This is a genomic window from Streptomyces sp. NBC_00503 (genome assembly GCF_036346895.1).
Taxonomy (GTDB): domain Bacteria; phylum Actinomycetota; class Actinomycetes; order Streptomycetales; family Streptomycetaceae; genus Streptomyces.
Map to the genome: position 1 here is coordinate 2,598,598 of NZ_CP107855.1, position 21,933 is coordinate 2,620,530.

A 21,933-nucleotide genomic window follows, 5' to 3' on the forward strand; every position below is an offset into this window, starting at 1 on the left:
ATGGCCGCAGCCACGCCCACGCCCACCCCCGCCATCGTGCTCATCGGCCACGGCATGGTCGGCCAGCGCTACCTGGAGGCACTCGCCGAGCGGGGCGCCACCGCCACGCACCGGATCACCGTGCTCTGCGAGGAGCCCCGGCCCGCCTACGACCGGGTGCACCTGACCTCGTACTTCTCCGGCAGCACCCCGGAGGACCTGTCGATGGTCCCGGCCGGGTTCATGGCGGAGCACGGGATCACCCTGCACCTCGACGACCCCGCCGAGACCGTCGACCGGGAGGCCCGTACCGTCACCTCCCGGTCGGGGCGGGTGTTCCCGTACGACGTGCTCGTGCTCGCGACCGGCAGCTACCCCTTCGTGCCGCCCGTCCCCGGCAAGGACGCCCCGGGCTGTTTCGTCTACCGCACCATCGAGGACCTCCTCGCGATCGAGGAGTACGCCAAGACGCGCACGACCGGCGCCGTGGTCGGCGGCGGGCTGCTCGGCCTGGAGGCCGCCGGCGCGCTCAAGGGGCTCGGGCTGGCCACCCGGGTAGTGGAGTTCGCGCCCCGGCTGATGCCCGTGCAGGTCGACGAGGGCGGCGGCGCGGCGCTTCTGCGCACCATCGAGAACATGGGGCTCACCGTCCACACGGGCGTCGGCACCCAGGAGGTGGTGACGGGCGAGGACGGTTCGGTCAGCGGCATGAAGCTGTCCGACGGTTCCACGGTCCCCGCCGACCTGGTCGTCTTCTCCGCGGGCGTCCGCCCCCGCGACCAGCTCGCCCGCGACTCGGGCCTGACCGTCGGCGAGCGCGGCGGCATCGCGGTCGACGCCCACTGCCGCACCTCCGACCCGCAGATCTACGCCATCGGCGAGTGCGCGCTGGCCGCCGACGGCCGCGTCTACGGGCTGGTCGCCCCCGGCTACGAGATGGCCGAGACGGCCGCCGAGGACTTGCTGGGCCGGGAGAAGGAGTTCACCGGGGCCGACCTCTCCACCAAGCTCAAGCTGCTCGGCGTGGACGTGGCCTCCTTCGGCGACGCCCACGGCGCGACCGAGGGCAGCCTCGACGTCGTCTACTCCGACTCCCGCTCCGGGGTCTACAAGAAGGTGGTCGTCTCCTCCGAAGGCGTCCTGCTCGGCGGGGTCCTGGTCGGCGACGCCGATTCCTACGGCCTGCTGCGCCCGCTCACCGGCTCCGTGCCTCCGGTCACCCCCGAGCAGCTGGTGCTGCCCGCCGGGGTGGGGGCGCCGGTGGCGCTCGGCCCGGCCTCGCTCCCCGACCACGCGGTGATCTGCTCCTGCCACAACGTCACCAAGAAGGCCATCACCGAGCACACCACCCTGCCCGAGGTGAAGAAGTGCACCAAGGCGGGCACCGGCTGCGGCAGTTGCCTCAAGGTGATCGGACAGCTGCTGCCGGCCGCCGCCGACAAGGGGCTGTGTGGCTGCTTCCCCTTCACCCGCGCCGAGCTCTACGAGATCGTCCGGACCCTGCGCGTGACCTCGTACGAGCAGCTCCTCGACAGCCACGGCCGCGAGGGCGCCCGCGGCGGCGAGGGCTGCGAGGTCTGCAAGCCTGCCTTCGGTTCGATCATCGCCTCGCTCGCCCCCACCCTGGGCGCCAGCGGCTACGTCCTGGACCGCGAGCAGGCGGCGCTCCAGGACACCAACGACCACTTCCTCGCGAACATGCAGCGCAACGGCTCGTACTCGGTCGTCCCGCGCATCCCGGGCGGCGAGATCACCCCGGACAAGCTCATCGTGATCGGCGAGGTGGCCCGCGACTTCGGCCTCTACACGAAGATCACCGGCGGCCAGCGCATCGACCTCTTCGGCGCCAGCGTGGACCAGCTGCCCCGCATCTGGGCCCGGCTCGTCGACGCCGGATTCGAGTCCGGGCACGCGTACGGGAAGGCCCTGCGGACGGTGAAGTCCTGCGTGGGCCAGACCTGGTGCCGCTACGGGGTCCAGGACTCCGTGCGCATGGCCATCGACCTGGAGCTGCGCTACCGGGGGCTGCGCGCCCCGCACAAGCTGAAGTCGGCGGTCTCCGGCTGCGCCCGCGAGTGCGCGGAGGCGCAGAGCAAGGACTTCGGGGTCATCGCGACGGCGAGTGGCTGGAACCTGTACGTCGGCGGCAACGGCGGAGCCACCCCGCGCCACGCCGACCTGCTGGCCCAGGACCTGTCGGACGCCGAACTGGTCCGGCTCATCGACCGGTTCCTGATGTTCTACATCCGCACCGCCGACCGCCTGGAGCGCACCTCCACCTGGCTGGACCGGCTGGAGGGCGGCCTGGACCACCTGCGGGACGTGGTCGTGCACGACTCGCTGGGGCTGTGCGCCGAGCTGGAGTCGCTGATGGCGGACCACGTGGCGCACTACCGCGACGAGTGGGCCGAGACGCTGGAGGACCCGGAGCGGCTGCGCCGGTTCGTGTCCTTCGTCAACGCGCCCGGCGCCCCCGACCCGACCGTGAAGTTCGTCCCCGAGCGCGACCAGGTCAAGCCCGACCTGGCGATCCTCACCCTGGAGCCCGTAGGAGGCACCCGATGACCGTCGAACTGCAGGTGGACGAAGGCTGGCTGACGGTGTGCGAGCTGTCCTCCCTGGTCCCCGGGCGCGGGGTCGCGGCCCTGCTCCCCGACGGGAGCCAGGCCGCGGTGTTCGTCGACCGCAAGGGGCGCCCGTACGCCATCGGCAACCGGGACCCCTTCACCGGGGCGTACGTGCTCTCGCGCGGGCTGGTCGGCTCGGCGGCCGGCCGGGCCTTCGTGGCCTCCCCGCTGCTCAAGCAGCGCTTCGACCTGGAGTCGGGGCGCTGCCTGGACGACGAGGAGGTGGCGGTCCGGACCTACCCGGTGCGGACCGCCGCGACCTCGTCCTGAGGACCGGGCCGGATCCCGGCCCGGGGCTCAGCCCTGGATCATCGAGGGGTCCATCCACATGATCTCCCAGGTGTGCCCGTCGAGGTCGTCGAAGGCGCGGCCGTACATGACGCCGTGGTCCTGGGCGGGGCGGGGCTCGGTGGCCCCGGCCCCCAGGGCCCCGTCGACGAGCTCGTCGACCGCGGTGCGGCTCTCGGCGCTCAGACACAGCAGCACCTCGGAGGTCTTGGTGGCGTCCGCGATGGCCTTGTGGGTGAAGTCCTTGTACCGGGCCTCGGTCAGGAACATGGCCACGATCGATTCGGTGATGGGCATCGAGGCGCAGTTCTCGTCGGTGAACTGGGCGTTGAAGCCGTAGCCGAGCTTGCTCCAGAAGGTCTTGGTGGCCTCGAGGTCCTTGACCGGCAGGTTGACGAAGATCATGGTGGAGGACATCGCGGTCTCTCTTCTCTCGGTGTGTTTCCGTTGCTTTCGAGAGGTAGACCCCGGCGCCCCGGGAAACTCATCGCTCCCCGCGAACTTTTTTTCCGATGACCTGAAAGCGCAGGTCAGGCGGGGTCGGGCAGGGGTCAGGCAGTTGCCAGCCCGAGCTCCAGGGCGGCCAGCGGGATGAAGCCGAGCCCGTCCTCGCTCCGCAGCGGGGCCTCGGCGCCGTTCAGCCGCTTGTGCATGGTCAGCGCGATCCGCTCGCCCATCGCCTTGGCGCGCTCCGCGTTCGGACCGCGGTGCAGTCCGTCGATCGTGGCGCGCCACAGCTGCACCCAGCGGCCGAAGTCCTCGGCGGTCAGCTCGCGTGCCGAGTGCAGGGCGGCGTGCGGGGCGAAGGCGTTGCGCCGGTAGTCGGCGCTGCGGAACAGGGCCCGCTCCCAGAAGTCGGTGATCCGGGGCAGGTGCACGTCGAGGTCGGTGCCGGCGAGCTCGGTGAAGAACGGCCCGATCCCCGGGTCGGCGAAGGCTGCCGTGTAGAAGCGGCGCAGCACGACGTCGAGGTCGGCGCGGCCGGAGATGTCGGCATCGGCGGCGAAGTGGTTCATTGCTCCACCATCCTCCCCCAAGGCGGAGCCCACCCAGGGGAGAAAGTCCCGCGACAGGTCACATCAGGCCAGACAGCGCCGAAAACACGCTCCGGCGGTCGGAATTCAACGCACATGAATTCGATAACCGGAGCGTGCGTTCGAGCACATGTCCTATCGGGCGCTCACGTCCCCTTGAGCAGCGCCGCCCCGAGCGGGGTGACCGTGTGCAGGACGGCGTTGCCCTGGCGCAGGGTGGTCACCAGGCCGGCCTCCCGCATCACCCCGGCGTGCGTGCTCGCGGAGGCCAGCGAGACCCCGGCCCGGCGGGCGAGCTCGCTCGTGGTGGCTCCGTCGCCGATGGCCTCGAGGACCACCGAGCGGGTGTGCCCGACGAGCTTGCCCAGGGTGCGCTGGCGGTACCGGCGCTGCTCCTCCGCCGGACGGGCCGCCTCCCCGCCCGGCTGGGCCGAAGCCAGCTGCGCCGCGGCCGGGTAGACCAGCACCGGCGGCAGCTCCGGGTCGTGCAGGGTCACCGCCGTGCGCCGGCAGAAGAAGGACGGCTGGAGCAGCAGCCCGCGCCCCCGTAGCCGTACGTCACGGTCCACGGGGTAGTCGCACTCCAGGACCGGAGCCCGCCAGCGCAGCATGGACGGCAGCGAGGCGAGTAGCTCGTCCGCTCCGCCGTCGAGCAGCGCCCGGCCGCGGGCGGCCCGCTCGGCTTCGATCTGGGCCTGGATGTGCGTCCAGTAGGGCTCCACGGCGGCCCGGTGGTAGCCGCGCAGCTCGCCCATGAGGCGGGGCAGGTGCGCGGTGGCACCCTCCATGAAGTCCCGCAGCCGCCGCGGGACGGGGGCGTCGGCGACCGTGGCCGCGCGGGCACCCGTAGCCGCACGGGTACCCGTGTCCGCGGGCATCCCGAAGGCCGCGGCCATACCGGAGCCCGCGCCCGCACCCGCGCTCCGGCCCAGGATGGCGAGCTCCCGGCGCATCCGCTCGGGACGGATCCCGCGCAGGGCGTCGAGGCCCACGTCCCATCCGTACTGACCCTCTACGGGGGTCAGGAAATCGGGGAAATAGCCGCGGCTGGGTATCAGCGCACCCAGCAGACGTGTTTCACCATTCAACCTGCTCCGGGTTTCCGTACGCCATTCACCGAAGAGCCGGGTATCTCGCCGGTCTCTTAAACGGTGAAAACTCAGAATCGTTTCCCACAACGCATCGGGACGACCTGCCATCCTTACGCGAGCGAGGTCCACTCCAGTGAAATGGATACGCAGCACCGAACCCCCACATGTGCAACCGCAACCCCCCGCCCCATGAGTATGCACGCCGTCACACGTGGTCACCATGGCCTTTCAGCCACAGTTGAAACCCCTTTCGGCGGAGGTGTGACAACCGAAATCCTGTACTCCGCCGGGCACACTCCGGCGCGACCGAAACGCTCCGCGAAGGCCGTGGGGGGCTTTGCGGGGCCTGGCGGTCGGTCGCACCGGGAAGCGCCGACGTGTCCGGCGGATTGGCGGCAGGCGGTGGACGGGTGGGGATCCGTCCACCGCCTGGTGCCGTTAAGGCGTATGGAACAACATTGAACCAATATTGACCGGCCGGGCCCGCCCGGAACGGCCCGGAACGACGGGATCGACCGGAAGAGCCGGGAACAGCGGCGAACAGCCGGGAAATAGGCGCGCCTGCCGCCGGGTGTCAGGGAACCCGGGGGCAGGCGCAGTCCAAGCGGGCCCTCACGACAGGGCCAGGCGGGCCCCCACGAAGGGGCCGGGGGCGGTCAGCGGCTGTCGCTGCCCTTCGCCTCGGCGGCGGCGCGGCCGGCCTCCAGGCGCGCGACCGGGATCCGGAACGGCGAGCAGGAGACGTAGTCCAGTCCGACCTCGTGGAAGAAGTGGACGGACTCGGGGTCGCCGCCGTGCTCTCCGCAGACGCCGAGCTTGAGGTCGGGGCGGGTGGCCCGGCCGGCCTCGACGGCACTGCGGACCAGCGAGCCGACGCCGTCGCGGTCGATGGTCTCGAAGGGAGAGACCCCGAAGATGCCCTTCTCCAGGTACGCGGTGAAGAAGCTGGCCTCGACGTCGTCGCGGGAGAAGCCCCACACCGTCTGGGTCAGGTCGTTCGTACCGAAGGAGAAGAACTGCGCGGCCTCGGCGATCTGGCCGGCGGTCAGCGCGGCGCGCGGCAGCTCGATCATGGTGCCGATGGTCAGCTTGAGGTTGGTGCCTGTGGCGGCCTCCACCTCGGCGATGACCCGGTCGGCCTCCTCGCGGACGATCTCCAGCTCCTGGACCGTGCCCACGAGCGGGACCATGATCTCGGCGCGCGGGTCGCCCTTGGCGTTCTTGCGCTCGGCGGCGGCCTCGGCGATGGCCCTGACCTGCATGGCGAACAGGCCGGGGATGACCAGGCCGAGGCGGACACCGCGCAGACCCAGCATCGGGTTCTGCTCGTGCAGCTTGTGCACGGCCTGGAGCAGGCGCAGGTCGTTCTCGTTGTGGTCCTTGCGGGACTCGGCGAGGGCGACGCGGACCGACAGCTCGGTGATGTCGGGCAGGAACTCGTGCAGCGGCGGGTCGAGGAGGCGGACGGTGACGGGCAGCCCGTCCATCGCCTCGAACAGCTCGACGAAGTCCTTCTTCTGGAGCGGCAGGAGGGCACTCAGTGCCTCCTCGCGCTCCTTGTCGGTGTCCGCGAGGATCAGGCGCTCGACCATCTCGCGGCGCTCGCCCAGGAACATGTGCTCCGTGCGGCACAGGCCGATGCCCTGGGCCCCGAAGCGGCGGGCGCGCAGCGCGTCCTCGGCGTTGTCGGCGTTGGCGCGCACGCGCAGCCGGCGGACACGGTCCGCGTAGGCCATGATCCGGTGCACGGCGCCGACCAGCTCGTCGGCGTCGTCGGCCCCGGCGTGCATGCGGCCCTCGAAGTACTCGACGACCGGGGACGGTACGACCGGTACCTCACCCAGGTACACCTTGCCGGTGGAGCCGTCGACGGAGACGACGTCGCCCTCTTCGATGACCTGACCGCCGACCGTCATCCGACGGCGCTTGGTGTCGACCTCGAGGTCCTCGGCGCCGCAGACACAGGTCTTGCCCATGCCGCGGGCGACGACGGCGGCGTGCGAGGTCTTGCCGCCGCGCGAGGTCAGGATGCCCTCGGCGGCGATCATGCCGTCCAGGTCGTCGGGGTTGGTCTCGCGGCGGATCAGGATGACCTTCTCGCCGGAACGGGACCACTTGACGGCCGTGTACGAGTCGAAGACGGCCTTGCCGACGGCCGCACCCGGGGAGGCGGCGATGCCGCGGCCGAGCAGCTGGGTCTTGGAGTCCTCGTCGAAGCGCGGGAACATCAGCTGGGCCAGCTGCGCGCCGTTGACGCGCTGGAGCGCCTCGGCCTCGGTGATCAGGCCCTGGTCCACGAGCTGGGTCGCGATGCGGAAGGCGGCACCGGCGGTGCGCTTGCCGACGCGGGTCTGGAGCATCCACAGCTGGCCGCGCTCGATGGTGAACTCGATGTCGCAGAGATCCTTGTAGTGGTTCTCCAGCTTCGTCATGATCGCCATGAGCTGGTCGTACGAGACCTTGTCGAGGGCCTCCAGGTCCGCCAGCGGGACGGTGTTGCGGATGCCCGCGACCACGTCCTCGCCCTGGGCGTTCTGGAGGTAGTCGCCGTAGACGCCCGCGTGGCCGCTGGCCGGGTCGCGGGTGAAGGCGACGCCGGTGCCCGAGTCGGGACCGAGGTTGCCGAAGACCATGGAACAGATGTTGACGGCGGTGCCCAGGTCGCCGGGGATGCGCTCCTGGCGGCGGTAGAGCTTGGCGCGGTCGGTGTTCCAGGAGTTGAAGACCGCCTCGACGGCGAGGTCCATCTGCTCGCGGGCGTCCTGCGGGAACTCGCGGCCGGCCTCCTTCGCGACGATCTTCTTGAAGCGGGTGACCAGCTTCTTGAGGTCGGCGGCGTCGAGGTCGGTGTCGACCGTGACCTTCTTGGCGGCCTTGGCCTGGTCGAGGGCGTCCTCGAAGAGCTCGCCCTCCACGCCGAGGACGGTCTTGCCGAACATCTGGATGAGGCGGCGGTACGAGTCCCACGCGAAGCGCGCGTCACCGGCCTGGGTGGCGAGGCCGGTCACGGACGCGTCGGAGAGGCCGATGTTGAGGACGGTGTCCATCATGCCGGGCATCGAGAACTTGGCACCGGAACGCACGGAGACCAGCAGCGGGTCGTCCGACTGGCCGAGCTTCTTGCCCATCTTCGCCTCGAGGGCGGCGAGGTGCGCGCCGACTTCCTCGCGCAGCGCGGCCGGGGCCTCGCCGCTTTCGAGGTAGACCTTGCAGGCCTCGGTGGTGATGGTGAAGCCGGGAGGGACCGGCAGACCCAGGTTGGTCATCTCGGCGAGGTTGGCACCCTTGCCGCCGAGAAGGTCCTTGAGGTCGCGGTTGCCCTCGGTGAAGTCGTAGACGAACTTCTGATCTTTGTTTTCCGACACGGGTCTCGACTCCTCGAGGCTCGGTGGCTGCCCTGACGGCCAGGAACATACCCAGATCGAAGGCTTATGGGTACGTCCACTTGGCCGTCATGTGGCCGTAACCACCCACCCGCCAGCAGATCGAATGTAACTGGCGAGTAGCCAGAACATACGAAGAGTCTTCATCTCCCGAAGACTGAGGGGCTCACTGAGGCCTGTTCACGCTCGGATGAGCGATCATCGATACATTTGCGTTCAATACTTGAACACACAAAGGGTGGCACCCAGTGCCACCCTTTGAAAGTCTTACCCGTGACTATTGCGCTCATCTGAGCGAAACCTCACCCATGCGTGGCGTATGTCACGCCATCACTGGCACGGTTTGCCAGCGATTTCTCAGCCTCCGGACGTGTCCAGTTCGGCTTCCTCGCTCACGCCCGCGCAGTCGTACGGATCCTTCAACCAGCCCTCGGGCAGGACAACACGGTTGTTTCCGGACGTTCGGCCGCGCGGACCGTCCGCGCTCTCGGGCCACGGCTGGTCCAGATCGAGCTCGCTCAGATGAGCGTCCAGTTCGGCCAGGGAGGAGGTGACTGCGAGCTTCTGCCGCATCTCCGAACCCACCGAGAAGCCCTTGGTGTACCAGGCCACGTGCTTACGGAAGTCGATCACCCCGCGCGCCTCGTCGCCGATCCACTCCCCCAGCAGCTGGGCATGGCGGAGCATGGTCTGCCCGACCTCCCGCAGCGTGGGCTTGTGGAAGTCCTCGGGACGCCCCTCGAAGGCCGCGACCAGGTCGTTGAAGAGCCAGGGCCGCCCCAGGCAGCCGCGCCCCACGACCACGCCGTCGCAGCCGGTCTCGCGGACCATGCGCAGCGCGTCCTCGGCGCACCAGATGTCGCCGTTGCCGAGCACCGGGATCTCCGGGACGTGCTCCTTGAGCCGCGCGATGGCCTCCCAGTCGGCCGTGCCCCCGTAGTGCTGGGCGGTGGTGCGGCCGTGCAGGGCTATGGCGGTGATGCCCTCCTCGACGGCGATCCGGCCGGCGTCGAGATAGGTGAGGTGCTCGTCGTTGATGCCCTTGCGCATCTTCATCGTGACGGGGAGGTCGCCGGCACCGGCGACGGCCTCGCGCAGGATCGCGCGCAGCAGGTTGCGCTTGTACGGGAGGGCCGAGCCGCCACCCTTGCGGGTGACCTTGGGGACCGGGCAGCCGAAGTTGAGGTCGATGTGGTCGGCGCGGTCCTCCTCGACGATCATGCGGACCGCCTTGCCGACCGTCACGGGGTCGACCCCGTACAGCTGGATGGACCGCGGCTTCTCGGTCTCGTCGAAGTGGATCAGCTGCATGGTCTTCTCGTTGCGCTCGACCAGGGCCCGGGTCGTGATCATCTCGCTCACGAACAGCCCCTTGCCGCCCGAGAACTCGCGGCACAGGGTACGGAACGGGGCATTCGTGATGCCGGCCATCGGCGCGAGCACCACCGGGGGCTGCACGGTGTGCGGGCCGATCGCGAGAGGCGGGGGGAGCGTGGTCATCCCCCCATTGTCGCGCAGACGCGCCGGTCCTCATATTTCTTTAGTTAGGCGTACTATCGGCATCATGTGCGACTTGAGCCCCAGGAGACGCCTGCTGGTCCTGGCGATCTGCTGCATGAGCCTGCTCATCGTCAGCCTGGACAACACCGTACTGAACGTGGCCCTCCCCTCCATGCGCCGCGAACTGGGCGCCTCCGTGGCAGGCATGCAGTGGACGATCGACGCGTACACGCTGGTCCTGGCCTCGCTGCTGATGCTGGCCGGTTCCACGGCGGACCGGATCGGGCGCCGCAGGGTGTTCACCGTCGGGCTCGTGCTCTTCACCGCCGGATCGGTGCTCTGCTCGCTCGCGCCGAGCCTGGGCTGGCTGATCGCCTTCCGGATGGTCCAGGCGGTCGGCGGCTCGATGCTCAACCCCGTCGCCATGTCGATCATCACCAACACCTTCACCGACCCGCGCGAGCGGGCCCGCGCCATCGGCGCCTGGGGTGCGGTCGTCGGCATCTCCATGGCCGCGGGCCCGCTGGTCGGAGGCCTGCTCGTGGACACCGTGGGCTGGCGGTCCATCTTCTGGATCAACCTCCCCGTCGGACTCCTCGCCCTCGCGCTGACCCTGCGCTACGTCCCCGAGTCGCGGGCCGAACACCCCCGCCGCCCGGATCCGGTCGGACAGCTGCTGGTCATGGGGCTGCTCGGCTCCGTGACCTACGGGATCATCGAAGCCCCGGCCGCCGGCTGGCACTCCCCGCTCATCCTGGGCTGCGCGGCGCTCGCCGTGGGCTCCCTGGCCGGGCTGCTGATCTACGAGCCCCGGCGGGCGGAGCCCCTGATCGACCCGCGGTTCTTCCGCAGCGCCCCCTTCAGCGGGGCCACGGTGATCGCGGTCAGCGCCTTCGCCGCGCTGTCCGGGTTCCTGTTCCTGAACACCCTCTACCTCCAGGAGGTACGGGGCCTCGACGCCCTGCACGCCGGGCTGTACATGCTGCCGATGGCGGCGCTCGCCTTCCTGTGCGCACCCGTGTCGGGGCGGCTGGTCGGCACCCGGGGGCCGCGGCTGCCGCTGGTGGTCGCCGGAGTGACCATGGCCGCGAGCGGGCTGCTGTTCGCCGCCTTCTCCGCCGAGAGCTCGACGCCGCTGCTGTTCTGCGGGTACGTGCTCTTCGGACTCGGGTTCGGCATGGTCAACGCCCCGATCACCAACACCGCGGTCTCCGGGATGCCCCGCGCACAGGCGGGCGTGGCCGCCGCGGTCGCCTCCACCAGCCGGCAGACCGGCGGGACCCTGGGCGTGGCCGTCGTGGGCGCGGTCCTGGCCGCCGGACTGGCGGGCTCCGCGTCCGCCCCCGGGGCCGACTCCGGCCCCGCGTCCGCCGCCGATTTCCTGGCGGCGGCCGAGCCCGCCTGGTGGATCATCACGGTCTGCGGGCTGCTCGTCCTGGTCGTCGGCCTCCTGACCAGCGGCCGGTGGGCCCGCGGGACGGCCCTGCGCACGGCCCGCACCCTGGAGCCCGGGCCCGACCCGGCCCGGACGGGCGCTCCGCCGCGCGTCGGACCGTAGGCCTGGCGTTGCGTCCGGGGTCGTGCCCGGCGTTGCGTCCGGGGTCGTGTCCGGCCTCGCTCTACTCCGCGCAGTCGAAGTCTTCGGCGCGCGAGTCGATCCGGGCCAGCAGGCCGCGCAGGACGTCCTGGTCCTGCTCCGAGAGGCCCGCGAAGAGGCCGAGCTCGACCTCGTCGAGGGCGGCGTTGGTCCTGGCGAGCACGACGGACCCGGCGTCGGTGATGGCCACGTTGTGGCGGCGGCGGTCGGCCGGGTCCCGGCGGCGCTCGGCGAGGCCCTCGCCCTCCAGGTCGTTGAGGATCCCCACGAGCACGCTCGGGTCCACCTCCAGCCGTTCGGCGAGGGCCCGCTGGCCCACGGGGCCGTCGGACAGGTGCATCAGGGTCATCGCGTGGCGCGGGGTGAGCCCGGCGGCGCTCAGCGCCCTCTTCATCCGGGTCTGGGTGACCGATCCGTGCCAGGCCAGGAGCAGGCCCAGCCGCTGCGGGTGGTGCGAGGACTCCTGGGGCGCCGTCATGGCCACATCGTAACAACTCGGAAATGATTGTGGCCTATCGATCGTTGATGCTATTCAATGATCTGACATCGCCGATTGTTGGAGTTCTTCATGTTCATCGCCTACGCCGTCGTCGGCGTCCTGCTCGCCCTCACCCTCGCCGCCTCCTCCACCTTCATGCTCCGGCGCAACCCCGCGATCATGTCGAGCATGCAGAAGGTCGAGGTGCCCGACTCCTGGCTGCCGCGGCTGGCCGCCGTCAAGGCGGCGGGCGCGATCGGCCTGGTCGCGGGCCTGTGGCTGGCCCCGCTGGGCGTCGCGGCCGCCATAGGCGTGACGCTCTACTTCATCGGGGCCGTCATCGCGCACCTGCGCGTGAAGGACTACGAACTCGCCCCGGCGGCGGTCCTCGCCCTGCTCGCGGTGGCCGCCCTCGTCCTGCGACTGGCCGCCTGACCCCCGCCGGGCGACACGGGACCGGCCTCCTGGACAGATATTCTGCGCGGAGATAGTCTGCGTACAGAACATCTGCCGAGGAGGCCACCATGTGGAAGTACGAGCACGCCATCGAGACCACCGCCACGCCCGCGGCGATCTGGGCCCTGTGGGCCGACGTCGAGAACTGGGGCACCTGGAACGCCGACATCGAGAAGATCGAGCTCCGCGGCCCCTTCGCGGCGGGCGCCCTGATCACGATGACCCCGGCCGGCCAGGACCCCGTGGAACTGCTCGTCGCGGAGGCGGTCGAAGGCGAGTCGTTCGTCGACGAGGCACGCTTCGCCGGGCTGGTCCTGCGGACCGCCCACCGGATCGAGGCGCTCGGCCCGGACCGCAGCCGGGTGGTGTACCGGATGGAGATCACCGGCGAGGGCGCCGACGAGGTCGGCCCCGAGATCGGCCCGGCCATCACGGGCGACTGGCCCGAGACCATGGCCGCACTGGTCCGGGCCGCTCAGGGCTGACCGGCCGATGGCCCTGACCCCCGGCGAGAGCCCCGGATTCCTACTCTGGCACGCCACGCTGCGCTGGCAGCGCGGCATCACCGCGGCCCTGGGCCCCCTGGGCCTGACCCACGTGCAGTTCGTCCTGCTCGCCTGCACCTGGTGGCTCAACGGCCAGGGCGAACACCCCAACCAGCAGACCCTGGCGAAGCAGGCCGGCACCGACGTGAAGATGACCTCCCAGGTGGTGCGGACCCTGGAACAGAAGGGGCTCGTCGCGCGCGAGGTCGACCCCGCCGACACCCGCGCCAAGCGGCTGCGCGTCACCGGAGCCGGGGCCGAGCTGGCCCCGCGGGCGATCGCCGCCGTGGAGCAGGTCGACGCGGAGTTCTTCCGGCCGGTGCCGCGCGAGGACGCCGTGACCCTCCTCAGCCGACTGGCCCGCCCCGAGGCCTGACGGCGCCCGTTCTACGGTTCATCCACATGACGGGTGACAGATATTGAAATCTGTCACCCGTCATGCCATTCTCGTTCCATGACCTCACACGAGAGCACCAGCACCAGCACCGCATACCGCAGCCTCGGCACCACCGGCCCCTCCGTCTTCCCGCTGGGGCTGGGCTGCATGGGCATGTCCGCCCTCTACGGGGACGCCGACCGGGCCGAGTCCCTCGCCACCATCCACGCTGCCCTGAATGCCGGCGTCACGCTCCTCGACACCGGCGACTTCTACGGGATGGGGCACAACGAGCTCCTCATCGGCGAAGCCCTGCGCACCGCGCCCGCCGCGGCCCGCGAGAAGGCGCTGACCAGCGTGAAGTTCGGTGCCCTGCGCACCGTCGAAGGCGGCTTCACCGGGTACGACGGGCGGCCGGAGGCCGTCAAGAACTTCCTGGCCTATTCGCTCCAGCGGCTCGGCCGGGACCACATCGACATCTACCGGATCGCGCGCGTGGACCCTGCCGTCCCGATCGAGGAGACCGTCGGCGCCATCGCCGAGGCCGTCGAGGCCGGGCACGTCCGGCACATCGGGCTCTCCGAGGTCGGCGCGGACACCCTGCGCCGCGCCGCCGCCGTGGCCCCGATCGCCGACCTCCAGATCGAGTACTCCCTGATCTCGCGCGGGGTCGAGGAAGAAATCCTGCCGACCTCCCGGGAGCTCGGCATAGGCATCACGGCGTACGGGGTGCTCTCCCGCGGCCTGATCAGCGGGCACTTCACCCGCGAGCGGGAGCTGGCCCCGAACGACTTCCGCGGGATGAGCCCGCGCTTCCAGGGCGACAACCTCGACCGGAACCTCGACCTGGTCGACGCCCTGCGCAAGGTCGCCGACGCGAAGGGCGTCAGCGTCGCGCAGACCGCCATCGCCTGGGTGCTCTCGCGCGGCGAGGACATCGTGCCGCTGGTGGGCGCCCGGAGCCGCGAGCGGCTCGGCGAGGCGCTGGGCGCCCTGGAGATACACCTGTCCCCCGCCGACCTCGCCGCCATCGAGGAGGCGGTTCCGGTCGGCTCCGCGGCCGGGGAGCGGTATCCGGCGGCGCAGATGGCCCACCTGGACAGCGAGCACTGATCCGGCTGTACGGTCGTACTCATGCCCCCCGCAGCCGCCGAGCCCCTCAGCCCCGAGCGCATCCTCGCCACCACCGAGGAGGTGCTGCGCCGCTTCGGCCCCACCAAGGCGACCGTGGTCGACGTGGCCCGAGCCCTGGGCGTCAGCCACGGCAGCGTGTACCGGCACTTCCCGTCGAAGGCGGCGCTGCGCGAGGCCGTCACGGACCGCTGGCTCGCCAAGAGCGTGGTCATGCTGGAGGAGATCGCCTCGGCGCCGGCCGAGCCGGCCCCCTCCAAGCTGGAATCCTGGCTGGAGGCGCTGTTCGAGGCCAAGCGCCACAAGGCGGGTGACGACCCGGAGCTGTTCGCGACGTACATCGTGCTGCTCGCCGAGAACAGCGGTGTGGTCGACCGGCATCTGACCGAGCTGATCGAGCAGTTGTCCCGGATCATCGGCGAGGGGGTCGCGGAGGGATCGCTCAGCGCGGCCGACGTCCCGGCCGCCGCTCGCGCGGTGTTCGATGCCACCGGCCGCTTCCACGATCCGCAGTACGCGGCGGACTGGCTTTCGCCGAGCATCATCGCGGAGTTCGAGGCGGTCACCGCCCTGATCATCCGGGGCCTGCGCGCCTGAAGTCAGGAATCGGCCATTCCGGACGGCTTGATCATCATTTTGGGCCCCAGCCCCTTGTCACACCCCTGCGGCGTTCTTACGTTCCCCTTACCGCACTTCATCAGGTCTGTTCCAGGGGGAACCTTGTCCGCTCAGGAAGTACCGGCAGCACAGTCCGGCCCACCGGCCCGGTCTGGAGCCGCAGCCGCCATCGGCTGGATCCTGACCATCGGATTCAACGTGGTCGCGCCGATCCTCACGTACAACATGCTGACCGACCGGGGCTGGAGCGAGTTCGCCGCGCTGCTGGTCAGCGGAGCCTGGCCGGTGGTCGATTCCGCGATCCACCTCGCCTGGCGCCGCAAGGTCGACGAGTTCGCCGTGGTCACCCTCGTCTTCCTGGTGATCACCGCGCTCGTCACGCTGATCGGCACGCACTCGGCCCGCGCCCTGCTCATCAAGGACTCGGGGGTGACCGGGCTCTTCGGCCTGCTCTGCATCGCCACCCTCTTCACTCCCCGTCCGCTGATGTTCTACTTCGGCCGGAAGTTCGGCACCGACGGGACCAAGGAGGGCGTGGCGTACTTCAACGGGCTCTGGCAGTACCCCGACTTCCGCAAGGCGATGCGGAAGATGACCACCGTCTGGGGCGTCGCCTACCTGGTGGAGGCCTCGCTGCGCGTGGTGCTGGTGTACCTGCTGAGCGTGGACACGATGGTCGTGGTCAGTCCTCTCCTGATCTACGGCTTCCTGCTCTCGCTGATCTTCTGGACCATCCGCTTCTCGAAGCGGACCCAGGCCGAGGGCCAGGCCAGGGCCGCGGCCCTGGCGGCTTCGGCCGCGGGAGGTCCGGCGCCCGCGTAGCCGGGCTCTGACCGCGCCCTGAAAAACGGCAGTGGCCCGGTGCGCGATGCGCACCGGGCCACTGCCGTTCTCGCGGCGGGAACCTAGCGTCGCGTCGGGCAGCGTTTGCCCTGGAGGAGCGGCGCCCGGTGCGTGCTCTCGGCGTGCCGGCCGGAAGCGCTCGTACTGGATGTACTTGGCTTTCGGCCGGTGCGGCGAGAGTGCGTGCCGGGCGTCGCGACGGGGCGAATGTTGCCTGACGCGGCGCTAGCAGCCGAGCAGGCGGCTGCCGAGGTAGCTCTGGATCTGGTCCAGGGAGACGCGCTCCTGCTTCATGGTGTCGCGCTCGCGCACGGTCACCGCGTTGTCGTCGAGGGTGTCGAAGTCGACGGTGACGCAGAACGGCGTACCGATCTCGTCCTGACGGCGGTAGCGGCGGCCGATGGCGCCCGCGTCGTCGAACTCGATGTTCCAGAACTTGCGCAGGTCGGCGGCGAGGCCCTTGGCCTTCGGCGAGAGCTGCGCGTTGCGGGACAGCGGCAGGACGGCGACCTTGACCGGGGACAGGCGCGGGTCGAGGCGCATCACGGTGCGCTTCTCCATGACGCCCTTGGCGTTGGGGGCCTCGTCCTCGTTGTACGCGTCGAGCATGAAGGCGAGCATGGCGCGGTTGACACCGGCGGCCGGCTCGATGACGTACGGGGTGTACTTCTCCTTGGTCTCCTGGTCGAAGTACACGAGCTCCGAGCCGGAAGCGGCGGAGTGGGCCTTGAGGTCGAAGTCGGTGCGGTTGGCCACGCCTTCGAGCTCGGAGAACTCATTGCCACCGAAGTTGAAGCGGTACTCGATGTCGGCGGTGCGCTTCGAGTAGTGGGACAGCTTCTCCTTCGGGTGGTCGTACCAGCGGATGTTCTCCTCGCGGATGCCGAGGTCGCGGTACCAGTTCCACCGCTCCTGCATCCAGTACTCCTGCCACTGCTCGTCCTCGCCCGGCTTGACGAAGAACTCCATCTCCATCTGCTCGAACTCGCGGGTGCGGAAGATGAAGTTGCCGGGGGTGATCTCGTTGCGGAAGGACTTGCCCATCTGCGCGATGCCGAACGGGGGCTTCTTGCGCGAGGTGGTCATCACGTGGGCGAAGTTGGTGAAGATGCCCTGGGCGGTCTCGGGGCGCAGGTACGCCTTGGAGCCGGTGTCCTGGGTCGGGCCCAGGTGGGTCTCCAGCATGCCGGAGAACTGCTTGGGCTCGGTGAACTGGCCCTTCACGCCGCAGTTGGGGCAGTTGATGTCGGCCAGGCCGTTGGCGGGCACGCGGCCGTGCTTGGCCTCGTACGCCTCTTCCAGGTGGTCGGCGCGGTGGCGCTTGTGACAGGAGGTGCACTCGGTCAGCGGGTCCGAGAAGGTGCCGACGTGACCGGAGGCAACCCAGACCTCGGGGGCCAGGATCACGGACGAGTCGAGGCCGACGATGTCCTCACGTCCGGTGACCATCGCCTTCCACCACTGGCGCTTGATGTTCTCCTTGAGCTCGACACCGAGCGGGCCGTAGTCCCAGGCGGCCTTGGAGCCGCCGTAGATGTCACTGCACGGGAAAACGAAGCCACGGCGCTTGCTCAGGCTGACGATGGTTTCGATCTTGTCGGCGGCCACGGTGCTCTCTTCATTTACGAGGACGAACGGCGAAGCCTCAAGGTTACCGGCGCCCGCACCCCCCCTTTCAAATCGGGACCCCCCTCCGCGGACGCCCAGCGCCTCCCCCACCAGGGTTTTTGACAATCGTTTCCATCTTTGATGAAAATGGATGTCATGAACGTACGACGCCTCATACCCACCGCCGCCCTCGCCGGAGCCGTTGCCCTCGCCGCCACGGCCCTCACCGCCTGCTCGGGCGCTGCCGGAGCCACCGGCGGCAAGGACGGCAAGCTCGACGTGATGGCGTCCTTCTACCCGATGCAGTTCCTCGCCGAGCAGATCGGCAAGGAGCACGTGAAGGTCGACACCCTGACCAAGCCCGGGGTCGAGCCGCACGACCTGGAAATCACCCCGAAGCAGACCGCGCAGCTCGGTGAGGCCGATGTGGTCCTCTACCTCAAGACGCTGCAGCCCGCCGTCGACAAGGCCGTCGCCCAGTCCGGCGTGAAGAACATCGTCGACGCCGCCACCCTCACCAAGCTGGAGGTGCATGGCAACTCCGGCCACGACCACGGCTCGGAAGAGGGCGCCGACGACCACAGCCACGGCGAAGCCGGCGAGGACCCCCACGTCTGGCTCGACCCGGTCAAGTACGCGGAGATCGCCAAGGGCGTGGGCGCGGCCCTGGAGAAGTCCGACCCCGACCACGCGGCGGACTACAAGAAGAACACCGACGAGCTGCTCGCCAAACTGGGCGCGCTCGACACCGAGTTCAAGGACGGCCTGAAGAACACGGCCTCCAAGACCTTCATCACCACCCACTCCGCCTTCGGCTACCTCTCCGAGCGCTACGGGCTCGACCAGGAGGGCATCTCCGGCGTCGACCCCGAGTCCGAGCCGAGCCCGGCCCGGATGAAGGAACTGCAGGCCATCGCGAAGAAGGACAATGTCTCGACGGTGTTCTTCGAGACCCTGGCCAGCGACAAGACGGCCAAGACCCTCGCCACGGACACCGGCCTGAAGACCGACGTCCTGGACCCCCTCGAGGGAATCACGGACAAGTCCCAGGGCGCTGACTACTTCGAGGTCATGCGGTCCAACCTGAAGAACCTGCAGAAGGCGCTCGGCAACAAGTAATGGCAGTAACAGCAACGGAGGCGCGAGCCATGGAGTCCGAGCCCACGCAGGCGCAGGACCAGCCCGTCATATCCCTGCGCGGGGCCACGGCCTCGCTCGGCTCGCGCCCCGTGCTGCGCGGGATCGACCTCGCCGTCCGCCGCGGCGAGGTCGTCGCGCTCCTCGGCGCCAACGGCTCCGGCAAGTCCACGGCCGTGCGCGCCGTGGTCGGCCAGGTCCCGCTGAGCGCCGGGGAGCTCTCGCTCTTCGGTACGGACTTCAAGCGCTTCCGCGACTGGTCGCGCATCGGCTACGTCCCGCAGCGCACCACCGCCGCGAGCGGGGTGCCCGCCACCGTCCGCGAGGTGGTCTCCGGCGGCCGCCTCGCGCGCACCCGCTTCGGGTTCCTGCGCCAGGGCGACAAGGCCGCCGTCGAGCGCGCGCTGGACCTGGTCGACATGGGCTCCTACGCCGACGCCTCGGTCAACGCCCTCTCCGGCGGGCAGCACCAGCGGGTGCTCATCGCCCGCGCGCTCGCCGTCGAACCCGAACTGCTGATCATGGACGAGCCGATGGCCGGCGTGGACCTCGCCAACCAGGAGGTCCTGGCGAACGCCCTGCGCACCCAGGTCGCCGCCGGCGCCACCGTCCTGCTCGTCCTGCACGAGCTGGGCCCGCTGGAACCGCTGATCGACCGGGCCGTCGTCCTGCGCGACGGCTGCGTCATGCACGACGGGCCGCCCCCGGAGGCCCTGGGCCAGCACGCGCTGCCCGGCCACGACCACGTACACCCCCACGCGGCGCACGACGCCGAGCCGCTCCGGACGGGACTGCTGAGCTGATGGACCTCCTCGATTACGCCTTCATGCAGCGGGCCCTGATCGCCGCCGCCCTCGTCGGCATCACGGCCCCCGCGATCGGCACGTACCTCGTGCAGCGCCGCCAGGCCATCATGGGCGACGGCATCGGGCACGTGGCCATGACCGGTGTCGCACTCGGCTTCCTGCTCAATACGAGCCCGGTCTGGATGGCCACCCTGGTCGCGGTCATCGGCGCGGTCGGCATGGAGCTGATCCGCTCCCGCGGCAGGACCAGCGGGGACATCGCGCTCGCCATGCTCTTCTACGGCGGCATGGCCGGCGGCGTGATGATCATCAACCTGGCTCCGGGCGGCTCCACGGCCAATCTGACCAGCTACCTGTTCGGGTCCATCACGACCGTCTCGGCCGAGGACACCATCACCGCCGTGGTCCTCGCCGTGTTCGTCATCGCGGTCACCGTCGGCCTGCGCCGCCAGCTGTTCGCGATCTGCCAGGACGAGGAGTTCGCCCGGGTCACGGGCCTGCCGGTGCGCTTCCTGAACCTGCTGCTGGCGGTCACCGCCGCCGTCACCGTCACCGTCGCGATGCGCATCGTCGGCCTGCTGCTGGTCAGCGCCATGATGGTGATCCCCGTCGCCGCCGCCCAGCGCGTCACCCGGGGCTTCGCCGCCACCCTGAGCCTGTCCATGCTGATCGGAGTCCTGGTCTCGCTCTCCGGCACGGCCGCGACGTACTACGTCAACGCGCCCTCCGGTGGCGCCATCGTGCTGCTCGCCATCGCCGTGTTCGTGGTCATGACGGCGGCGTCCACGCCCCTGGCCCGGCGCCGGGCGAAGGCCGCGCGGGCCGACGAAGAGGTCTGCACGCGCGATGACGTAAGGGTCTGAAGGCCTCGGGCACCCTTGTGCCTGGCACAATGGGCCGAGGCCGAAACGAGGAGGAACCGGTGGCGACTGCGCCTGGCGAGACGAATACCGCGCCAGTACGAGGACGATCCACTCGGCAGCGGACCGCCGTGGCGGCGGCGCTGGACGAGGTGGACGAGTTCCGCAGCGCCCAGGAGCTCCACGACATGCTCAAGCACCGCGGCGATTCCGTGGGCCTGACCACCGTCTACCGCACCCTGCAGTCCCTCGCGGACGCCGGTGAGGTCGACGTACTGCGCACCAGCGACGGCGAGTCCGTCTACCGCCGCTGCTCCACCGGGGACCACCACCACCACCTGGTCTGCCGCAAGTGCGGCAAGGCCGTCGAGGTGGAGGGCCCGGCGGTGGAGAAGTGGGCGGAGGCCATCGCGGCCGAGCACGGCTACGTCAACGTCGCCCACACGGTGGAGATCTTCGGCACCTGCGCGGACTGCGCGGCCGCGGCCCAGCCGCGCTAGATCCGCTGAAGGTTCTGGTCGAGCAGGGCCCGCAGCCGGTCGATGTCGGCCGGGTCCGCCGCCCCCCGCTTGGGCAGGATGGTCATCGCCGCCGCCCGCTTGGCGATGCTGAGCGTGACGAAGGTGTCGGCCGTCTCCGCGTAGAACGGCTGCGCGGCCCAGCCGATGCGCGTATCGGTGTCCTTGGTGCTCACCTGCAGCCCCGTGGCCGTCACCAGCGCCGTGGTCTCCCCCGCCTTGGCCAGCAGGCCCGCGAAGGCCCGCGCCGTGAGCTGGGGGCCGAAGAGCGTGAGCGCGAGGATCAGCACTCCGCCGATCAGGGTGGCCAACGGTCCGCTGCCCGTCCCGGGGCCGAAGGCCGCCAGGCCGCCGAAGCAGACCAGCACTCCCCCGAATCCGCACAGCAGCCAGCGCCTGCGGCGCCCCGCGGGCAGCCGGGAATCGCGCACCCGGACCGCCTGCGCGACGTCCGCCACGGTGATCTGGTAGACGAGCCGTACCTCGACCTGCTGCTCCCCCTGCATGTCCATGACAGCGGACCCTACAGCGGCGGCGCGTTCCTGGCGACGATCTTTCGCGCCCGGTCCAGGTCCTCGGAGGTCAGGGCCCCGCGCTTGGGCAGGAAGCCGAGCAGGTCCGTGCCCGGGTGGCGGAAGACGAACAGGCTCCGGGTCTCGCTCCAGCCGGAGACCCGGTCCCAGGAGTACGGGAGCGAGGTGCCGTCAGGCATCCGGTAGGTCAGACCCCCGTCGGAGAGCGTGCACTGCCACTCCCCGCCGCCCGCCACGCGCGCGTACTGGCGGCGCGCCCCGGACAGGAAGACCCCGAGGCGCACACCGATGCCGATGAGCAGCCCGACCCCCGCGAGCACCGCCAGTTCCACGCCAGTGGCGCCCGACTTCGTGCCCCCGCCTCCCAGCGCGACGAGCGGGATCAGCAGGCAGAGCGCCGTCTCCCTGCGGCCCGTCTCGGTCCTGCGTGCCCGGACCCGGCCCAGTTCGCGGAAGTCCCCCCGCTCGGCCGCGTAGTACAAGTCGACCGTCTCGTCTGTCGTGTTCATGACGGCGAGGGTAGCT

22 protein-coding genes are annotated in these 21,933 nt (G+C 70.2%); 13 read left to right on the forward strand and 9 right to left on the reverse strand.

Annotation, left to right across the window (positions count from 1 at the left end):
- Both nirB and nirD read left to right on the forward strand, forming a co-directional pair.
- Positions 1-2,544 (forward strand): nitrite reductase large subunit NirB, encoded by a 2,544-nt coding sequence (gene nirB, locus OG490_RS12180; protein WP_330296304.1) that lies wholly within the window; start codon positions 1-3, stop codon positions 2,542-2,544.
- Entirely contained in the window at positions 2,541-2,876 is a 336-nt protein-coding gene (gene nirD / locus OG490_RS12185; RefSeq protein ID WP_330296305.1) for a nitrite reductase small subunit NirD, read from the forward strand. The genes nirB and nirD overlap by 4 nt, the downstream gene beginning before the upstream one ends.
- 27 nt (positions 2,877-2,903) lie before the next feature.
- Here the strand turns inward: nirD and OG490_RS12190 are convergent, their stop codons facing one another.
- From OG490_RS12190 to dusB, 5 genes are all read right to left on the reverse strand, one after another.
- Positions 2,904-3,311 (reverse strand): VOC family protein, encoded by a 408-nt coding sequence (locus OG490_RS12190; RefSeq protein WP_330296306.1) that lies wholly within the window; start codon positions 3,309-3,311, stop codon positions 2,904-2,906.
- A gap of 134 nt (positions 3,312-3,445) precedes the next feature.
- A complete protein-coding gene (locus tag OG490_RS12195; RefSeq protein ID WP_330296307.1) occupies positions 3,446-3,910 on the reverse strand; it encodes a group III truncated hemoglobin in 465 nt (154 codons plus the stop codon).
- A gap of 164 nt (positions 3,911-4,074) precedes the next feature.
- Positions 4,075-5,172 carry an ArsR/SmtB family transcription factor gene (locus OG490_RS12200; protein ID WP_330296308.1) on the reverse strand — a complete coding sequence of 366 codons (1,098 nt, stop codon included), beginning with the start codon at positions 5,170-5,172 and terminating at the stop codon, positions 4,075-4,077.
- 503 nt (positions 5,173-5,675) lie between these two features.
- Positions 5,676-8,384, reverse strand: coding sequence for a pyruvate, phosphate dikinase (gene ppdK, locus OG490_RS12205; RefSeq protein ID WP_330296309.1), 2,709 nt, complete (start codon positions 8,382-8,384; stop codon positions 5,676-5,678).
- Positions 8,385-8,759: 375 nt separating this feature from the next.
- Entirely contained in the window at positions 8,760-9,902 is a 1,143-nt protein-coding gene (gene dusB, locus OG490_RS12210) for a tRNA dihydrouridine synthase DusB (RefSeq protein WP_330296310.1), read from the reverse strand.
- A 64-nt stretch (positions 9,903-9,966) separates the two neighbouring features.
- On the opposite strand from dusB, the gene OG490_RS12215 reads away from it, so the two are divergent.
- On the forward strand, positions 9,967-11,460 hold the full coding sequence (locus OG490_RS12215) for an MFS transporter (RefSeq protein ID WP_330296311.1): 1,494 nt from the start codon (positions 9,967-9,969) through the stop codon (positions 11,458-11,460).
- Between the two features lie 61 nt (positions 11,461-11,521).
- Here OG490_RS12215 and OG490_RS12220 read toward each other — a convergent pair whose 3' ends face one another.
- Positions 11,522-11,977: a MarR family winged helix-turn-helix transcriptional regulator gene (locus tag OG490_RS12220; RefSeq protein ID WP_330296312.1), complete on the reverse strand. Its 456-nt coding sequence runs from the start codon at positions 11,975-11,977 to the stop codon at positions 11,522-11,524.
- 90 nt (positions 11,978-12,067) lie between these two features.
- Here OG490_RS12220 and OG490_RS12225 point away from each other — a divergent pair, with 90 nt between their 5' ends.
- The 6 genes from OG490_RS12225 to OG490_RS12250 all read left to right on the forward strand — a co-directional run bounded on the left by OG490_RS12225 (position 12,068) and on the right by OG490_RS12250 (position 15,925).
- On the forward strand, positions 12,068-12,412 hold the full coding sequence (locus tag OG490_RS12225) for a DoxX family protein (protein ID WP_330296313.1): 345 nt from the start codon (positions 12,068-12,070) through the stop codon (positions 12,410-12,412).
- Positions 12,413-12,501: 89 nt separating this feature from the next.
- Positions 12,502-12,918, forward strand: coding sequence for an SRPBCC family protein (locus OG490_RS12230; RefSeq protein WP_330296314.1), 417 nt, complete (start codon positions 12,502-12,504; stop codon positions 12,916-12,918).
- 7 nt (positions 12,919-12,925) lie between these two features.
- Entirely contained in the window at positions 12,926-13,354 is a 429-nt protein-coding gene (locus OG490_RS12235) for a MarR family winged helix-turn-helix transcriptional regulator (RefSeq protein WP_330296315.1), read from the forward strand.
- A gap of 78 nt (positions 13,355-13,432) precedes the next feature.
- Entirely contained in the window at positions 13,433-14,467 is a 1,035-nt protein-coding gene (locus tag OG490_RS12240; protein ID WP_330296316.1) for an aldo/keto reductase, read from the forward strand.
- 21 nt (positions 14,468-14,488) lie between these two features.
- Positions 14,489-15,082, forward strand: a complete 594-nt coding sequence (locus OG490_RS12245) for a TetR/AcrR family transcriptional regulator (protein ID WP_330296317.1) — start codon at positions 14,489-14,491, stop codon at positions 15,080-15,082.
- Between the two features lie 123 nt (positions 15,083-15,205).
- Entirely contained in the window at positions 15,206-15,925 is a 720-nt protein-coding gene (locus OG490_RS12250; RefSeq protein WP_330296318.1) for a VC0807 family protein, read from the forward strand.
- Positions 15,926-16,171: 246 nt separating this feature from the next.
- Here the strand turns inward: OG490_RS12250 and OG490_RS12255 are convergent, their stop codons facing one another.
- Positions 16,172-17,554, reverse strand: coding sequence for a glycine--tRNA ligase (locus OG490_RS12255; RefSeq protein ID WP_330296319.1), 1,383 nt, complete (start codon positions 17,552-17,554; stop codon positions 16,172-16,174).
- 156 nt (positions 17,555-17,710) lie between these two features.
- Here OG490_RS12255 and OG490_RS12260 point away from each other — a divergent pair, with 156 nt between their 5' ends.
- Genes OG490_RS12260 through OG490_RS12275 form a run of 4 tightly spaced genes read left to right on the forward strand, consistent with a single transcriptional unit; the run spans position 17,711 to position 20,857 of the window.
- Positions 17,711-18,673: a metal ABC transporter substrate-binding protein gene (locus OG490_RS12260; protein WP_330296320.1), complete on the forward strand. Its 963-nt coding sequence runs from the start codon at positions 17,711-17,713 to the stop codon at positions 18,671-18,673.
- Positions 18,674-18,702: 29 nt separating this feature from the next.
- Positions 18,703-19,494: a metal ABC transporter ATP-binding protein gene (locus OG490_RS12265; RefSeq protein ID WP_330296321.1), complete on the forward strand. Its 792-nt coding sequence runs from the start codon at positions 18,703-18,705 to the stop codon at positions 19,492-19,494.
- On the forward strand, positions 19,494-20,360 hold the full coding sequence (locus OG490_RS12270; protein ID WP_330296322.1) for a metal ABC transporter permease: 867 nt from the start codon (positions 19,494-19,496) through the stop codon (positions 20,358-20,360). Before OG490_RS12265 ends, OG490_RS12270 begins: the two co-directional genes overlap by 1 nt.
- A gap of 59 nt (positions 20,361-20,419) precedes the next feature.
- Positions 20,420-20,857 carry a Fur family transcriptional regulator gene (locus OG490_RS12275; RefSeq protein WP_330296323.1) on the forward strand — a complete coding sequence of 146 codons (438 nt, stop codon included), beginning with the start codon at positions 20,420-20,422 and terminating at the stop codon, positions 20,855-20,857.
- Here OG490_RS12275 and OG490_RS12280 read toward each other — a convergent pair.
- Both OG490_RS12280 and OG490_RS12285 read right to left on the reverse strand, forming a co-directional pair.
- Positions 20,854-21,387 carry a hypothetical protein gene (locus OG490_RS12280; RefSeq protein ID WP_330296324.1) on the reverse strand — a complete coding sequence of 178 codons (534 nt, stop codon included), beginning with the start codon at positions 21,385-21,387 and terminating at the stop codon, positions 20,854-20,856. The genes OG490_RS12275 and OG490_RS12280 overlap by 4 nt on opposite strands.
- Positions 21,388-21,398: 11 nt before the next feature.
- Positions 21,399-21,917: a YcxB family protein gene (locus OG490_RS12285; protein ID WP_330296325.1), complete on the reverse strand. Its 519-nt coding sequence runs from the start codon at positions 21,915-21,917 to the stop codon at positions 21,399-21,401.
- Positions 21,918-21,933: the final 16 nt, after the last annotated feature.

Coding starts and splice junctions, on each gene's coding strand:
- OG490_RS12260 (WP_330296320.1), top strand. CDS start 17,711: ATGAACGTACGACGCCTCATACCCACCGCCGCCCTCGCCGGAGCCGTT.
- OG490_RS12245 (WP_330296317.1), top strand. CDS start 14,489: ATGCCCCCCGCAGCCGCCGAGCCCCTCAGCCCCGAGCGCATCCTCGCC.
- nirB (WP_330296304.1), top strand. CDS start 1: ATGGCCGCAGCCACGCCCACGCCCACCCCCGCCATCGTGCTCATCGGC.
- nirD (WP_330296305.1), top strand. CDS start 2,541: ATGACCGTCGAACTGCAGGTGGACGAAGGCTGGCTGACGGTGTGCGAG.
- OG490_RS12265 (WP_330296321.1), top strand. CDS start 18,703: ATGGAGTCCGAGCCCACGCAGGCGCAGGACCAGCCCGTCATATCCCTG.
- dusB (WP_330296310.1), bottom strand. CDS start 9,902: ATGACCACGCTCCCCCCGCCTCTCGCGATCGGCCCGCACACCGTGCAG.
- OG490_RS12240 (WP_330296316.1), top strand. CDS start 13,433: ATGACCTCACACGAGAGCACCAGCACCAGCACCGCATACCGCAGCCTC.
- OG490_RS12225 (WP_330296313.1), top strand. CDS start 12,068: ATGTTCATCGCCTACGCCGTCGTCGGCGTCCTGCTCGCCCTCACCCTC.
- OG490_RS12280 (WP_330296324.1), bottom strand. CDS start 21,387: ATGGACATGCAGGGGGAGCAGCAGGTCGAGGTACGGCTCGTCTACCAG.
- OG490_RS12215 (WP_330296311.1), top strand. CDS start 9,967: ATGTGCGACTTGAGCCCCAGGAGACGCCTGCTGGTCCTGGCGATCTGC.
- OG490_RS12195 (WP_330296307.1), bottom strand. CDS start 3,910: ATGAACCACTTCGCCGCCGATGCCGACATCTCCGGCCGCGCCGACCTC.
- OG490_RS12235 (WP_330296315.1), top strand. CDS start 12,926: ATGGCCCTGACCCCCGGCGAGAGCCCCGGATTCCTACTCTGGCACGCC.
- OG490_RS12230 (WP_330296314.1), top strand. CDS start 12,502: ATGTGGAAGTACGAGCACGCCATCGAGACCACCGCCACGCCCGCGGCG.
- OG490_RS12220 (WP_330296312.1), bottom strand. CDS start 11,977: ATGACGGCGCCCCAGGAGTCCTCGCACCACCCGCAGCGGCTGGGCCTG.
- OG490_RS12285 (WP_330296325.1), bottom strand. CDS start 21,917: ATGAACACGACAGACGAGACGGTCGACTTGTACTACGCGGCCGAGCGG.
- OG490_RS12190 (WP_330296306.1), bottom strand. CDS start 3,311: ATGTCCTCCACCATGATCTTCGTCAACCTGCCGGTCAAGGACCTCGAG.
- OG490_RS12270 (WP_330296322.1), top strand. CDS start 19,494: ATGGACCTCCTCGATTACGCCTTCATGCAGCGGGCCCTGATCGCCGCC.